Annotated in this window: 14 protein-coding genes; 9 read left to right on the top strand and 5 right to left on the bottom strand. The window is 52.7% G+C overall.

What is annotated here, in order from left to right; all coding sequences use genetic code 11:
• Nucleotides 1–91: 91 nt before the first annotated feature.
• On the top strand, nucleotides 92–379 hold the full coding sequence (locus EKM84_RS02565; protein ID WP_125763357.1) for a hypothetical protein: 288 nt from the start codon (nucleotides 92–94) through the stop codon (nucleotides 377–379).
• A gap of 241 nt (nucleotides 380–620) precedes the next feature.
• Nucleotides 621–1418 carry a hypothetical protein gene (locus EKM84_RS14295; RefSeq protein ID WP_225418117.1) on the top strand — a complete coding sequence of 266 codons (798 nt, stop codon included), beginning with the start codon at nucleotides 621–623 and terminating at the stop codon, nucleotides 1416–1418.
• Nucleotides 1419–1466: 48 nt separating this feature from the next.
• Here EKM84_RS14295 and EKM84_RS02555 read toward each other — a convergent pair whose 3' ends face one another.
• Nucleotides 1467–1916 (bottom strand): GNAT family N-acetyltransferase, encoded by a 450-nt coding sequence (locus tag EKM84_RS02555; protein WP_125763355.1) that lies wholly within the window; start codon nucleotides 1914–1916, stop codon nucleotides 1467–1469.
• A gap of 265 nt (nucleotides 1917–2181) precedes the next feature.
• Between EKM84_RS02555 and EKM84_RS02550 the strand changes: the two genes are divergently transcribed.
• Entirely contained in the window at nucleotides 2182–3228 is a 1047-nt protein-coding gene (locus EKM84_RS02550) for a lactonase family protein (protein ID WP_125763353.1), read from the top strand.
• Nucleotides 3229–4054: 826 nt separating this feature from the next.
• Here EKM84_RS02550 and EKM84_RS02545 read toward each other — a convergent pair.
• Genes EKM84_RS02545 through EKM84_RS02535 form a run of 3 tightly spaced genes read right to left on the bottom strand, consistent with a single transcriptional unit; the run spans nucleotide 4055 to nucleotide 8018 of the window.
• Nucleotides 4055–4969: a sce7725 family protein gene (locus EKM84_RS02545; RefSeq protein ID WP_125763351.1), complete on the bottom strand. Its 915-nt coding sequence runs from the start codon at nucleotides 4967–4969 to the stop codon at nucleotides 4055–4057.
• Nucleotides 4966–5658: a hypothetical protein gene (locus EKM84_RS02540; RefSeq protein WP_125763349.1), complete on the bottom strand. Its 693-nt coding sequence runs from the start codon at nucleotides 5656–5658 to the stop codon at nucleotides 4966–4968. The genes EKM84_RS02545 and EKM84_RS02540 overlap by 4 nt, the downstream gene beginning before the upstream one ends.
• Complete coding sequence (locus EKM84_RS02535) at nucleotides 5655–8018, bottom strand: ATP-dependent DNA helicase (protein ID WP_125763347.1); 2364 nt, start codon at nucleotides 8016–8018, stop codon at nucleotides 5655–5657. Before EKM84_RS02535 ends, EKM84_RS02540 begins: the two co-directional genes overlap by 4 nt.
• 384 nt (nucleotides 8019–8402) lie before the next feature.
• Between EKM84_RS02535 and EKM84_RS02530 the strand changes: the two genes are divergently transcribed.
• Together EKM84_RS02530 and EKM84_RS02525 are read left to right on the top strand one after the other, a co-directional pair.
• Nucleotides 8403–8666: a PTS sugar transporter gene (locus EKM84_RS02530; RefSeq protein WP_125763345.1), complete on the top strand. Its 264-nt coding sequence runs from the start codon at nucleotides 8403–8405 to the stop codon at nucleotides 8664–8666.
• Nucleotides 8667–9630: 964 nt separating this feature from the next.
• On the top strand, nucleotides 9631–9834 hold the full coding sequence (locus EKM84_RS02525; protein WP_125763343.1) for a hypothetical protein: 204 nt from the start codon (nucleotides 9631–9633) through the stop codon (nucleotides 9832–9834).
• Nucleotides 9835–9897: 63 nt separating this feature from the next.
• On the opposite strand, the gene EKM84_RS02520 is transcribed toward EKM84_RS02525, so the two are convergent.
• Nucleotides 9898–10248, bottom strand: coding sequence for a hypothetical protein (locus EKM84_RS02520; RefSeq protein WP_125763341.1), 351 nt, complete (start codon nucleotides 10246–10248; stop codon nucleotides 9898–9900).
• 286 nt (nucleotides 10249–10534) lie between these two features.
• On the opposite strand from EKM84_RS02520, the gene EKM84_RS02515 reads away from it, so the two are divergent.
• The 4 genes from EKM84_RS02515 to pstB all read left to right on the top strand — a co-directional run bounded on the left by EKM84_RS02515 (nucleotide 10535) and on the right by pstB (nucleotide 14156).
• A complete protein-coding gene (locus tag EKM84_RS02515; RefSeq protein WP_125763339.1) occupies nucleotides 10535–11428 on the top strand; it encodes a phosphate ABC transporter substrate-binding protein PstS family protein in 894 nt (297 codons plus the stop codon).
• Nucleotides 11429–11608: 180 nt separating this feature from the next.
• A complete protein-coding gene (pstC, locus tag EKM84_RS02510) occupies nucleotides 11609–12463 on the top strand; it encodes a phosphate ABC transporter permease subunit PstC (protein WP_225418128.1) in 855 nt (284 codons plus the stop codon).
• Nucleotides 12453–13340, top strand: coding sequence for a phosphate ABC transporter permease PstA (gene pstA, locus EKM84_RS02505; RefSeq protein ID WP_125763335.1), 888 nt, complete (start codon nucleotides 12453–12455; stop codon nucleotides 13338–13340). The genes pstC and pstA overlap by 11 nt, the downstream gene beginning before the upstream one ends.
• A gap of 12 nt (nucleotides 13341–13352) precedes the next feature.
• Nucleotides 13353–14156, top strand: coding sequence for a phosphate ABC transporter ATP-binding protein PstB (gene pstB, locus EKM84_RS02500; RefSeq protein WP_125763333.1), 804 nt, complete (start codon nucleotides 13353–13355; stop codon nucleotides 14154–14156).
• Nucleotides 14157–14223: the final 67 nt, after the last annotated feature.

The raw sequence follows: 14223 nt of genomic DNA, 5'->3' as shown, positions 1-14223 counted from the left end.
GTCCTGCGGCTGACATGGGTTTAACCCGGTGACTTGCATGTCCATTGATCTGCTTGGAGGTTAGACTGAACCTATGTGAGAAGGAGTACTCATGAAGCCAAAAATGAAATCAATTATGGTATTACATGTCTCACAGAAAGCTAAAACTGTAAAAGTATTCGGAGTATTAAAAACACTGGATCGAAATCGAATAGCTTCTGCTAGATTGTTGTTTGTTACTAGAGAACAGAAACAAATGGATGACCACTCTACACTCACGCGATTACAGTCTGATGTACGCCCTGAAATCCAAAAGGAAATTGATGACGTTGTTAATGGAACTACAAAATTAGCAACCACTCACAACGAGGAAGACCTTTTCAAGTCTTTAGGTATTTAATTTCCAATCCTCAGCTTGTAAATCTAAGAATGACTGAACGGAGTCTTGCCAATAGGTAGGGCTCTTTTATTTTTGAAAATTTTGTCAATTTTAGGGCTATTTAACAAGATGGCTTCCGGGGAACCTGGTAGTCACCTATTTCCATACAGTGATTACTTAATTTTGCACAACGATTGAAAAAGGTAGTGGACTTTAAATCATTTCCTGCCTAAACTAAAAGAAGAATCGGGGAGGTTTGAACGTGAAACAATTTGTTAAGGGAATCATTGCGTTAGGTGTTGGTGTCAGTTTGGTCGGCGGTTTCGGGACGGTTACGGCTTCGGCCAAGTCTCAATATTCCGCCAGTCGGTCCAAGTCCGTTCGGTTAGTTTGGCGTGCTAGCATGAAGCGGTACGCGCTGACCGCCGTTAAGGGGAGTCGTTACTCCAAACACTTGGGCACCTGGTATGGGTACAACAGCAGTTTGCCGGATGTGACGTGGTACACGAATGCCCATGAAAAGCTGTACGACGTGGCTACCGGGAAATACTTAATTTACTATCACGTAAACAGCGCCGATGGTCAGCACGGTGGGTGGATCTGGCGCGGCTACTTGAAGTCCGCAGCCAGTACGCCCGCCGCGGCAACGACTTCGACGATGAACTGGGCCACGGCCACCAAGACGGCCGGACTACAACCAGCCGATATCAGCCTAATGAAGTTGTTCCCGCACGCGGCCTACGACAGTGACCTGATGGCCGCGGTTAATCAGGTCTTTGCCTCAACGGACAACCAGCCCATTTTAACGGAACAGATTGATGGCGCCAACGGTGATTTTGATCAGCTGTTGACCGCTAACAACGCCAGCTACAGTGCCTTTTACCTGGTGCGGTTTCATGTGAGTGACCCGACCAACGCGGCCGCGGTCAAGCAGGCGGTGGATGGACAGTTGACTGCTCAACAGCAAAAGGACCTGCAACGGTGGCAGATTGCCGGTAAGATTGGCACGCCAACTGGTACTACTGGTGGCACAGGATTATTAGTTTTTGCCTCGAAATAAGAAAAAAGCCCATTTCGCGTAGAAATGGGCTTTTGTTTACACTTATTTTTAGTGGCGGGACGTCCAACGCCACTGGCCGTCTGTTTGCACGAAGCCAGCAGCGGCCAGCACGGCGTCGTCTAATTTGCCGGCGCTGGTCAGGGTCATGTCCGTCAGTTGGAGTTCTTCGTGGCCGAAATGAACCAGTCGGTCGACGATTTCCTGTTGTTCGGTGGCGGGGACCCGCTTACCGTTGAAGCCGATTTTACCGGTGTGGGCGGTCAGGTCGAGGTCACTGAAGCCGCCCCAGGCAATGAGTTTGTGGGTCCGGCGCCGTTCGATGCCCCAGGTGAGGGCGGAACGGTCCATGGTGTCGTGCATGGTGGCGTTGACCCAGTCGGCAGTGGCCCCCAGGTCGTTAGCGGTGAGATCCGCCACATTTTTTAACTTAAATTGGGTGAGCCAGTCGAAACGAAATTGCGGTGTCAAAAGGGGATGATACCCTTCGAAACTAGACATGTGCGGTGAGTCCTTTCTTGGCAGTCATTCTGTAGGTACGTACGTTGGCTTAGAGATAAGCGGTCCCAGTCAGGGTGAGCCAACCGTCAAACGACTTATTCTTTAAGCGGGTGGTTACATTACATCATACTAATGTCGGCGGTCGGTTGCAACTAAGTTTCGGAGATATTTGCCAACTCCCGGGGTTAAATGACTTCACCGGCCTTTACTAGCCAGCTGTGCTATACTTAAGAGTGATATTGGCAAGTTGAAAGGGGCAGCACACATGACGGAAGATTTTTACATTGGAACTTATACCAAGCGCATTAGTCGTGGGATTTACCGGGTAACCGTAGACACCGCAGCGCCTAAGTTAATGGACTGCGAATGGTTAGCATCAGCTGGGAGCCCGACTTACATCGCAAAGGCTGCGGCTAAGCGCCTGTACGTCATCAACAAAAAAGAAACGGATGGCACGACCCACGGTGGGTTGATCATCTATGATGTATCTGAAGAAAAGCCACGGGCCATTCAACAGGTCTTGGAATTGGGTGCCTCACCAGCCTACGTGTCGGTTGATGAAGCTCGGCAGTTGGTCTACACGGCCAATTACCACACGGCCGCTGTGACGGTTTACGCTATCGCCGCTGATGGGACGTTGAAGGAAACGGATAAGGTCGTTGACCAGGACCCCGTTGGCCCAGCGCCCGAACAAGCTGACGGTCCCCACCCACACTTCGCCGACCTGACGCCGGACAACCGTTTAGTCGTTTGTGACTTAGGGTCCGACAAGGTTTACGTCTATGACGTTTCTGATGATGGTAAATTGTCTCCCGTCAGTCAACTCGACATGCCAGCCGGCTACGGCCCACGGCACATCGTCTTCGATGATCAAAAGGGTGTCGCTTACCTCGTTGGTGAACTGAGCAGTAACGTGGCCACGTTAAGCTACGACGCCGCAACCGGCAAGCTGGCTGTGAAGAGTATCATCTCCACGATTCCAGCCGACTGGACGACGCACAACGGTGCCGCAGCCATTCGCATGAGCAAGGACGGGCGGTTCATTTACGTCTCCAACCGGGGGAACAACTCCCTGGCCGTCTTTGCCACCGCTGATGATGGCACGTTGACGCTGGTTCAACGGATCTCCACGGAAGGTGACTTCCCACGGGACTTCAACTGGACGTCAGACCAAAGCTTACTGCTGGTCGTTAACCAAAACTCCGACAACGCTTCGTTGTTCAGTCGCGACGCCGAGAGCGGGAAGTTAACGTTGGCCCAAAAGGACTTCATGGTCCCAGAAGGTGTCAGCGTCTTACCAGCTAAATTCTAAATAATTAAACGAATAGCGCTTGGGAATTTTTCCCAGGCGCTATTTTTTATGCCTTTGAACTGGTGAAAATGAGCCGGAACGCGGTGGCCGAAAGTGTCGTTCCCGGCGGCAGATTCAACCTTCCCTGCTATGGGGTCGGTTACAGCCTGGGGAGCGGGCTTCCACCTCAACTTTGAGCCTGAAAAGCGGTCTCAAAGGTTGCCCCGTGGGCTAGGCTGGGAAAAATCTCCCCAGCCAAGACCACCGACACAGCTGGGAAAGTTGATCTGCCTCTGGTCACTAACACTGTCCTCGCGGGTTCATTTTCACCAGTCCTGCGGCTGACGTGTTTTTCCGTGCAACTAAGCGATTCGTTGGCAATGTTCTACTGTGGTATGAATTTTTCTACATTATGTGGAAACGTGCTTTAACGATTGGTAGACGGGTCATACGTCGCAAATCAGGAATGAAGTGGTCACTGACATTGAGCAGTGTGGCTGATTTTCACCGGTCTGGCGGCTAAAGCGGTTGCTCCAAGAAATTTAGTGACGCATTGTGAGAAAATTTATCCAACAGATAGTGACGTTAACCAGTCGTGATGTGGTCTGATTTCGCAAATCAAGAAAGAGTTGGACAGTGTGAGTGACCAGAGGCGGATCAACCTGGACAGCTGTGTCGGTGGTCTTAACTGAGTGGTTTTCTCAGTTTAGAGCACGGGACGACCTGGGAGACTGGTGGTTTTCCAGGCTTTCAGGCGAGGCGTAGGACCGTCCCACAGGCCGGAACCGTTCCCCACAGCAGGTCAGGTTGAATCCGCCGCCGGGAACGGCAATCCATGAACAAGACCTCATTCTGGATAATGTAGTTTGAAGTAAGCGGCCATGGTCTGTAGATGGTGCTCCAGGCTGAGCCGCTTCACCACGCCCAGTCCCGGGAAATGTTGCGTGGTATGGTAATTCGCCAGAGCCAGAGCCGCCGGCGTTTGGACGTCCGGGTGGTCTGGTAACCAGGCGGCCAACTTGGCGACGGCCTGGAAAAATTTCTCCTTGGGATGGCGGAAGTCTTCGCGGTCATCGGAAACGAAGCGGTGGATGCGCAACTGGTCACCCTGAAAGTAGGTCAGGTGCAGGGTGACGGCACGGGCCGGGTAGCCGTGCTCGCTGTAGTGGGCGCCACCAATCGTGTAGTCACTGACACCGTGATAACCGTTGAGGGTGGCGAGCACCCAGTCGTCACTGAAGAAGCCATCGGTAATGTCGGCGTAACTGCGCTCGTGCTCCGGTAGCCAGGCGTGGTCAAAGAGGCTGATGGTGGGCCGAGTGATGAGCTGGCGAATGCGTGCTTCAGGCGGCACCAACAGGTAGCTCGGGTCGTTGAGCCAGCCAGCATGTTGGGCGGCAACCAGTTCATCGTATTGGCGACCGACCAGCAACGTCCGGTGCTCCGCGGCTGGTTGAAGATTCGCGGGGATGATGGTGGGCGTCAGAATATGGCCGACGATTAACTGGGGATTATCCGCGTAGGGTCGCCAATCGTGGAGCTTTTGTTGGGTCAAGGCGTAGTCACTGACGGTCGGGTTGGCAATCACTACCAGTGGTTGGTCGTGCTCGACGAAGGCGGCTACGGTTTGCGGCAGGGCCCGGATGTCCCGGACGGGTTCGATAATCGGAATAATGTTCGGAGGCAGAATGTGTTGTTGGGCAATGTTTTTTAGAGCCAGGAGATCGTACTGCCGGCCCCGAAAGTAAGGAAAGTAGATCATGACCGCTGCTCCTTTAACTGTTGCTGGAGGTCGTGGCGTTCCAGGTTCAGCGCATCGATTTCGCTCTGAAGGGCCGTGACCGCCGTCGACTGGGTGTCCTCGATGAACTGGTCATAGAAGTTAGCATCCGGATCGTAGATATCATAGTGTTGATGGCGTTTCTTCAATTCCTGGTAGAGCCGGTCGGTGGAATATTGTTTGAGACCGGTTGCCATCTGCTTGGCCTTGCCGACCTCCCGTGCCTGTGAGGCAATGAAGCGGGTCGTCAGCTCCGAAGCGGGAACTTGGAGGTCCTGATGACGAGGTGGCCGGGCAACGGTCAGGTAGCCCGGGGTGCTGGGCGCTTCGGTCGCGGTCGCCAACATTTCCGCATCGAAGGGCCGGTAGATCAGGACGCCGATGCGGGGGGGGATCTCGTCCTGAACCGTTTGGTAGAGCTTGAGCGGCAGGACGAAGTAGTTGTAGTGGCCGACGAAGGAGAGCTTGGCCTTCGAGTGAAAATCACTCTTGGTGACCTTCAGCTCGTAGCAGCGCCACTCGATGGACTTGTCGGGCAGTTCCTGGTAGCTCAGGGTGTCCACGATACCAGCGTCGTCGGGCATGGTGACCTCTTCGACCGCAAACGCGCCGGCTTCTCGGCAGTACGCGTAGAGGGTCGCTTCCATTTCTAAAGTGAGTTTGGTTTTCATTGGGGCACCTCCTGATGCCAGAAATTTTCAATCGCGGGACTGAGCTGTTCGGGCCGATAAATTCGGCGGAAATGTTGCCAGTGGCGTGGATACAGGTTGGTGTAGCGGGGGCTGGCGAATCGCTGATCCATCAGCAAAATAATGCCCACGTCTTTGGACCCGCGAATCAGACGACCGGCCGCCTGGAACACATTGTTCAGGCCGGGGAGCTGGTAGGCGTAAGCGAAGCCGCGGTGGGAACGTTCGTCAAAGTAGTCGCGCAACAGGTTGGTCTCCGGATTGAGTCCGGGCAGACCGACGCTGACGATGCCGACGCCAATCAACCGGTCGGCCTTCAAGTCGATGCCTTCGGAGAAAATCCCGCCGAGCAGGGCGAAGCCAACCAGCGTCTCACTGGGATTGGCCGTGAAGCTGGCAAGAAAGGCCGTCCGGTTGGCCTCAGCCATTTGCGATTCCTGACAGACGGTTTTGACGTGCGGGTAGGCCAGATGAAAGGCCTGGCTGACGTCGAGCAGGTAACTATAGGAAGGCAAAAAAATCAGATAGTTGCCGGTTTTGCCGTCAATCAAGTTTTTAATTGCCAGTAAGATGTTGGCGAGATTGGCGTTGCGCTGCTTGTAAGTCGTTTGAATGTAGGTCGTGACTAGAATTTCTTGGTGCGCGGGTTCAAACGGGGAGTCGAGCTGGTACGCCAGACTGTCCTGGTCGCCGCCCAACACGTTTTGGTAGTAGTCCATGGGCGACAGGGTGGCTGAGAAGAGCACGGCGCCGTGGCCCAGTGCGAGGCTGTCGGCGAGAAAGGCGCTGGGGTCCAGGCACAATTCCTTCAGCATGATGTTGCCGTTGTCCAACTCGAGACGCATGCGGTAGGTGTCGTCATAGTACTCGCCGATGCGTTGGTAGCTGATGGCGGCGAAGTAGTAGTCGAGTATCGCCTGGGTGAAGGGCGTCTGTGGCTGGTCGACCAGCCAGTCGTGAATGGCTTCCACCAACCGGCTGAGGTCGTGGTCGAAGTTTTCCGGTGGCATCAAAAAGGTACTGTCGGTCTGGCCGTCGTCGATCAATGGCTGGGCAATGTCACTAAAGGTGGCGCGCAGGTCTTGGAGCCGCCGTCGCAGCTTGGGCGTGGCTTGTGCCAGGTCCCGACTGGTTTCGATTAAGCGGTCCAGCGGCTGGCTATTGATTTCCGCCGAGTACATATCGCGGGACCGACTGACCAGGTTGTGGGCTTCGTCAATCAGGAAAAAGTTATCGGGGTCCTCGGTCGCAAAGAAGCGCTGAAGGTGGACTTGCGGGTCGAAGAGGTAGTTGTAATCGCCGATGATGATATCACAAAAGAGGCTCGCATCCAGCTGAAATTCAAACGGATCCAGCGTGTGTTTGCGCGCGTATTTTTCGATGACCGGGCGGGTGAGCTGGTCATTGTGTTGAATGAGGTCCAACAGAGCCGGCTTTAATCGGTCGTAATAGCCCAACATGTAGGGATTCTCGTCGGGTTGGAGGTCGGCTTCCTCGGGAAACTTGATCTTATCCTTCGCCGTCAGGGTGATGCTCTTGAGCTTCAGTCCCTGACTGGCCATCAGGTCGACGGCTTCCTCGGCCACCCGGCGCGTGCTCTGCTTGGCGGTGAGGTAGAAGATGCGTTGAATCACACCCTCACCAATCGCCTTGATGGTCGGAAACAGCGTGGAAATGGTCTTCCCGGTCCCAGTTGGGGCCTCGGCGAAGAGGCGTTTACTCGTCAGAATGGTCTTGTAGACGGCCACGGCGAGCTCGCGTTGGCCCGGTCGGTACTGACCAAAGGGGAAGGTCAGCGCTTGAATGGTGGGGTCTCGCCGCTCGCGCAGGTCCGACCGGAATTTGAGCCAGGTAATGTACTCCGTGATGACCTTATCAAAGAAGGCCGCAGCCTCCTCACGGGTAATGGTTTGGTCCGTTTGGGTCGTGGTTTCCGTGTTAGTTTGAAAGTAGGTCAGGGTCAACGTGACTTGATCTAAATCAGATTCCTTTTCCATTAAAAGGTAAGCATAAATCTTTACCTGGGCCCAGTAGAGGGTCAGGGTGTTGTCGCTCAGCTGCTCAAAGACGGTTTCGGACGTCTTGATTTCCTCGATGCTGGTGGCGTCTTCGGTCAGGGTGACCCCGTCGGCTCGGCCGTGAAGCAGGTAGTCGTCGCCGTTTAGGGTCAGTTCTTTATCGAGATAATATTCCTTTTGATAATTTTCACCGCGTTGTTTCTGTAGACGACGGTGGATCTGTGCGCCCAGTAAGGCCGTGTTTTGGCTGCCGGAAGTGGCACTGAGGTCGCCGGTACGGAGCGTGAACTCCACTAATTCCCGGACGCCAAGTTTGGTGGTCATGCCGCCATCGCCTCCATTTCTGGCAATATCATACCACACTTTAACCCAGGTTTGAACGCGTGTTCGGAAAGTCATGGAGAGTGAGACAAAAGGTGGTTAGCCGGCGAGCATTAAGGCTGCTAACCGAATAATCCTGGTTTTGGATTGTTTGGTTAGCAGTTTTAAGCGGAACCGGCTGCCTTTTGTCGCACGTTTCGGCCAGATAAACGGGTGCGAAAAGTCTAGGATTTTATCCCCAGCTCCAAGTCATGGGTCAAAGTGCCATGTGATTTTTCCTAGAGCGACGGCTACGAGAAGGGTTCGGTCAGTGACTTTGTGAAAAATGGTAAAAGGTATTGGCAAAGCCAATGTAATCGCTTACAATTAATTCAGAGGTGATTACAGATGAAAACAATCGGATTCCCATTATATCAAGAAATGCCTGCAACAGACGAAAGTGCCGCGCTCCAGAAAATTTGTCAGCGCTACACAGGAACGGCTACGATTCGGGTGCGCAACACGGACCTGAATCCCAAGCTGGCCCAGGAGGTCGCGGAGCTTTCGAAGCATGGGGGTGACTTTGTCCAGGTGGTGACGGATGGTCCGGACGAGGCCCAATTAGCCGCCGCCATTCATCAGCAATTGGCCAAAGACAAGTATTGTTATTAAACGTTAAGTTAGTCTTTGTCAGTGCCTTACCGGGCGGCGAAAATAACTCGAAACGCTGGGGCGGACGGCCGAAGCCAAAGAGCGGTCTTCGCCCTCGCTTTGAGCCGCAAGGACACGTCTCAAAGACGCCAATGCCCTAAGCAGCCAAGAACGCTACTAAGGGCATTCCCACGGCTGAAGTTATTTTCGCCGCCCTCACGGCTTACACGGTGGTTGTGAGAAGGAGTTGTGTTGCCAATTGTTTTGCACCAGGTGTTAGGTTCGTTCCCGACGAGGGGGGCAAGAGTCCCTGTTGTGGGGCCCGCTTCCAGCCTGAGGGGCGGTCTTCCAGCTCGCCTTTGAGCCTGGAAGAACACCAGTCTAAAAGGGCGTCCCATGCTCTAAACTTTAAGACCATCGACACAGCTGGGACTCTTGGCTCGCCTCTGGTCACTTACATTGGCGAGTTCATTTCTATGCCTAGTAGCTGACAATGATTGGTATTTAAAATTAAACTTTTTGCCTCATGACTTATTCGGTAGCCATGGGGCTTATTTGTTAGCGATTGGGGTGGAAGATAGTTAAGAAGACAAATGATAAGGACCGGTCATCGTCAGTCAAGTTGGGGCTGGGTGAGTGTCAGCCGCGGGGATGGTAAAAATTATTGACCAGTGTTAGTGACCAGAGGTGGGCCAAACTGCTCAGCTGTGTCGGTGGTCTTGGCTGAGGGATCTTCAGCCTAGAGCACGGGACGACCTTGGAAACTCGCGAACCATAGCGAGGTTTCAAGGCGAGGCCCCAGACCGTTCCTCAGGCTGGAGCCGTTCCCCACAGCAGGGCAGTTTGAGCCCACCGTCGGGAACGAAAGGCACCGTCAGTTTTTACCATCCCGGAGGCGACAGCAAAGACCAGCGAAAACCAACTTGACGTGGCCAGGAGGATTGGCTAAGCTCGTGTTAAAGACACCAGACAAGGAGGATCCCCCGTGAACGAAGAACAAGTCGAACGGCTCTGCCAGATTGCCCCCAAGTACGGGCTGACGTTGGAACATCAAGGCCTGACCATCACCAAGGTCAACGGCCAGGCAACGACACTGGATACGACCGCCTACATGCCCGATCAGTTTGTTGATCTACTGGCCAAAATCATTGCGACCAACATGAAGGCTGACCTCTGGCAGTGGAAGTAAAATGTAAAATAAAAACACCTCACGAATTTTTTTCGTGGGGTGTTTTGTGTTTCAGTCAAAATCTTATTCTTCTTCCCAGCGGTCGAACTCGTTGGTGTGACTGCTAAGGTAAGCCATCGCTTCTTTAGCCAAGGCGTCGCTAGCAGCGGTAAAGTCGTGACTGGTGTCTTCATCGTCAGCATCGGCTTCGTCGCGGAGAAAGCCCGCAGCGAGGTCCAGGTACTTGGTCCGTCGACCGACACCGTTGTCTTTAAATAGGTTGTCTAATTCTGAAAGATCATTCTTTGCGGCAGCTGCTACCTTTTCAGCCAAGTCGGGTTGTTTCCCTAACTTGTTGGCAGCGTAGTCCATCAAAAAGTCGTTCATATCAACGATGATGGCGTGCCGTGCGGCTTTTGCATTTTTATTTGCCACTTCTGGTCACCTCTTACCTTTAATTCTAGCCATTCTCTTGATATTACGCAATTAATCACCCGTAATTAGTTGATTAATCGTGTTTGGGGGTTAAGCATCTCAATATAAATGGATTTATAGAAGATTTGGCAATATTTACCGAAAATTTACACGATTGCGACGAAAAACATAAATTCACCACGTAGAATTGGCCTTGTAAGTTAAGGGGAGGCACCACGAAACATTTGCGACTTAGCTTACGTTGTGGTGGTTCTACTATATCTTAAAAAGACATGGAGTGACAGAGATGAATAAGGGAACAAAGTTAGCGATGGGGATTGCAACAATCAGTTTACTATTAGTGGGCTGTGGTAAGGCAACCAGTTCGACTAGCAGCAAGAGTAGCAGTAGTGAAGCACTTTCTGGCAAGGTCACGGCTGTGGGGTCAACCGCCTTACAACCATTGGCTGCCAAGGCCGGCGCCAACTTCCAAGCTAAGAACAGCAAGGTTAACTTGACTGTTCAAGGTGGGGGTTCCGGAACTGGGTTAAGCCAAGTGCAAGCTGGGGCCGTTTCAATTGGGAACTCAGATATCTTCGCTGAAGAAAAAGCAGGTATCAAGGCAGACAAATTGACTGACCACAAGGTTGCCGTTGTTGGGATGGCACCCGTTGTGAACAAGGATGCCGGCATCAAGAACTTAAAGATGGCGCAAGTAAAACAAATCTTTACGGGTAAGATTACCAACTGGAAAGAAGTTGGCGGTAAAGACCAAAAGATCGTCATCATCAACCGTGCGCAAGGTAGTGGGACGCGAGCAACCTTTGAAAATGCTGTTCTCAAGGGCGCAACCGCTGTGAAGTCACAAGAACAAGACTCTAACGGTGCCGTTCAAAAGATTGTTGCCACGACGCCTGGTGCCATTAGCTACTTGGCCTTCTCATACTTCACGAACAAGTTACAAGCTGTTTCCATTGACAACGTTACGCCAACGGACAACAACGTAGAAAACAACAAGTGGAAGATCTGGTCCTACGAACACATGTACACGAAGGGCACGCCTGACAAGGCCGTTGCTGCTTTCCTGAAGTACATGGATTCCAAGACTGTTCAAGACAGTTTGGTTAAAGACATGGGCTACATCAGTATCCATGATATGAAAGTTACTAAGGACGCTAAGGGGACTGTGACCCAGAACTAAGCGCCGCGAACAAATTGTCGTAGTCACATGGGTGGAGGTGCGGTCGTAGCACCTTCACTTTTTTTAAGGGGGAGTCAACAGATGGAGCAAACAAATTTTCAACTTAAGAAACAGAAATCGCAGTCCAACGACTGGTCAGCGCGCTTGCATCACGCCACGCGGGCCACACGTGAGGACTGGATGGGTAAGGGTATCAGTTACCTCTGTATTGGGGTCATCATCTTGGTGGTGGCGTCAATGCTGTGGTTCATCACGTCTAAAGGGGTCGCCACGTTTACCCAGAACCACGTCAGCCTGACCAAGTTCTTGTTTGGGACTAACTGGGCGCCTGATCAGGGCCATATTGGGGCCTTACCTATGATTGTCGGGTCCTTCGCGGTGACCTTTGCCGCTGCGATTGTGGCCACACCCTTTGCCGTTGGGACGGCCATCTTCATGACCGAAATCTCACCAAACAAGGGCCGGAAACTCTTACAACCCGTGATTGAATTACTGGTTGGGATTCCTTCCGTTGTGTACGGGTTCATTGGCCTGGCCGTGGTGGTGCCATTCATGCGCCACGTGGTCGGTGGTTCCGGGTTCGGGATCATCTCCGCCACCTTCGTGCTGTTTGTCATGGTCTTACCAACAATTATGTCCATGACGGTCGATAGTTTACGGGCAGTGCCTCGGCACTTCAAGGAAGCTTCCTTGGCATTGGGTGCAACGCGTTGGCAAACTGTTTCGCGGGTCATCCTGCGTTCAGCAACGCCGGGAATTTTGACCGCCGTGATCTTTGGGATGGCCCGGGCTTTCGGGGAAGCCTTAGCCGTACAAATGGTTATCGGGAACGCTGCGATTATGCCTAAAAACTTAATTTCACCCGCTTCAACATTAACCAGTCAATTAACCACTGGTATCGGGGATACGATTGATGGGACGCTGCCAAACAACGCCTTATGGTCCTTGGCTTTGATCCTGTTACTGATGTCATTATTCTTCAACGCACTCGTGCGGGTCATTGCTAAGAGGGGGCAACTGAAACATGAACGCTAAACGAACTGATTTTTTGGCGACGGTCGTGATTAATTTAATCGTGGCGACGGTCGTGGGTATCTTGGTCTTCTTACTGGCTTACATCCTGATTTCAGGACTGCCGCACGTGAGCTGGTCATTCCTGACGGGGACGACGGATGCCTTTAGTGGTGCTGGCGGAATTGGTGTTCAGCTGTTTAACTCCTTCTATCTGTTGATCCTGACCATGTTGATTTCCGTGCCCATTTCCTTGGGTGCCGGGATTTACTTGGCAGAATACGCTAAGGACAACTGGCGGACGAGTTTAATTCGTTCGGCGATTGAAGTTCTGAGCTCACTGCCTTCCGTGGTTGTAGGGCTGTTCGGCTTCTTGCTGTTCGTAGTGAAATTTAAAATTGGCTTCTCCGTTATCTCTGGGGCCATCGCGCTGACGTTCTTCAACCTCCCGTTATTAACGCGGAACATTGAAGAGTCCTTGAGCGCCGTCTCCCGGAGTCAACGGGAAGCGGGCCTGTCATTGGGCTTATCCAAATGGAAAACGGAAATTGGCATCATCTTGCCAGTGGCCTTACCAGGAATCGTGACTGGGATTGTGTTGAGTGCTGGGCGGGTCTTCGGGGAAGCCGCTGCCTTGATTTACACGGCCGGTCAAAGTGCCCCTGTGACCAACTTCGGCGACTGGAATCCCATGGATCCAGCCAGTCCGTTGAATCCTTTCCGGCCAGCGGAAACGTTGGCGGTCCACATCTGGAAGGTTAACACGGAAGGGCTGGCCAACAACGCGGCTCAACTGTCCGCCGCCGCCTCAGCTGTGTTGATCATTGCCGTTCTGTTATTCAACCTGGGTGCCCGGTTACTGGGGAACTTCCTGTACCGGCGCGTCACGGCTAGCAAATAGGGGGGAGCAGCCATGTTAAAACAATATTCATTTGAAGAAACAGCGGTGCAAACCTTTGATGATAAGACATCGCTAGCCATGAAGACCGAGAACCTGCAAGTTTTCTATGGCGCCAACCACGCCATGCATGACGCCGATCTGGCCTTTCCAAAGAACCAGATCACCGCGTTGATTGGGGCTTCTGGTTCCGGGAAGTCCACGTATCTGCGGTCGCTGAACCGCATGAACGATGGGATTGCCACGGTGACGGGGAAGATCTGGTACCACAATGTGGATATCAATGAACCGACCGTAAACATTTACGAGATTCGCCGGCACATCGGGATGGTCTTCCAACGGCCTAACCCCTTTGCCAAGTCGATTCGGGAAAACATTGTGTACGCGTTGCGGGCCAATGGCCTGAAGAATAAGGCAGAATTGGAAGAACGGGTGGAGAAGAGCTTGCGGGGTGCCGCACTCTGGGACGAGGTCAAGGATAGCTTGGATAAGAGTGCCCTGTCCCTCTCCGGTGGGCAACAGCAACGGTTATGCATTGCCCGTTCGATTGCCATGGAACCCGACGTGCTCCTGCTCGATGAACCTTGTAGCGCGCTGGATCCCATCTCGACGGTGAAGGTGGAAGAAACGCTGTTGGAATTACAAAAGAAGTATTCCATCATCATTGTGACCCATAACATGCAACAGGCCGCGCGGGTCAGCAGCCAATGTGCCTTTTTCCACCTCGGTCACGTGATGGAGTACACGCCGACCGGGACCATGTTTAGCAATCCGCAAATTCCAGTGACCCAAGATTATATTGCTGGAAGTTTCGGTTAAAGAAGTTCGTGAGTGGGTGCGGAGACGCCCATTCACGAGCTTTTTTTAGTGCCGTCTTTTCCCTGGT

This window comes from Levilactobacillus mulengensis (assembly GCF_003946045.1).
GTDB classification, from domain to species: Bacteria; Bacillota; Bacilli; order Lactobacillales; family Lactobacillaceae; genus Levilactobacillus; species Levilactobacillus mulengensis.
Note: the sequence above shows the minus strand (reverse complement) of the source record. Positions and strands in the feature narration are given on the sequence as shown.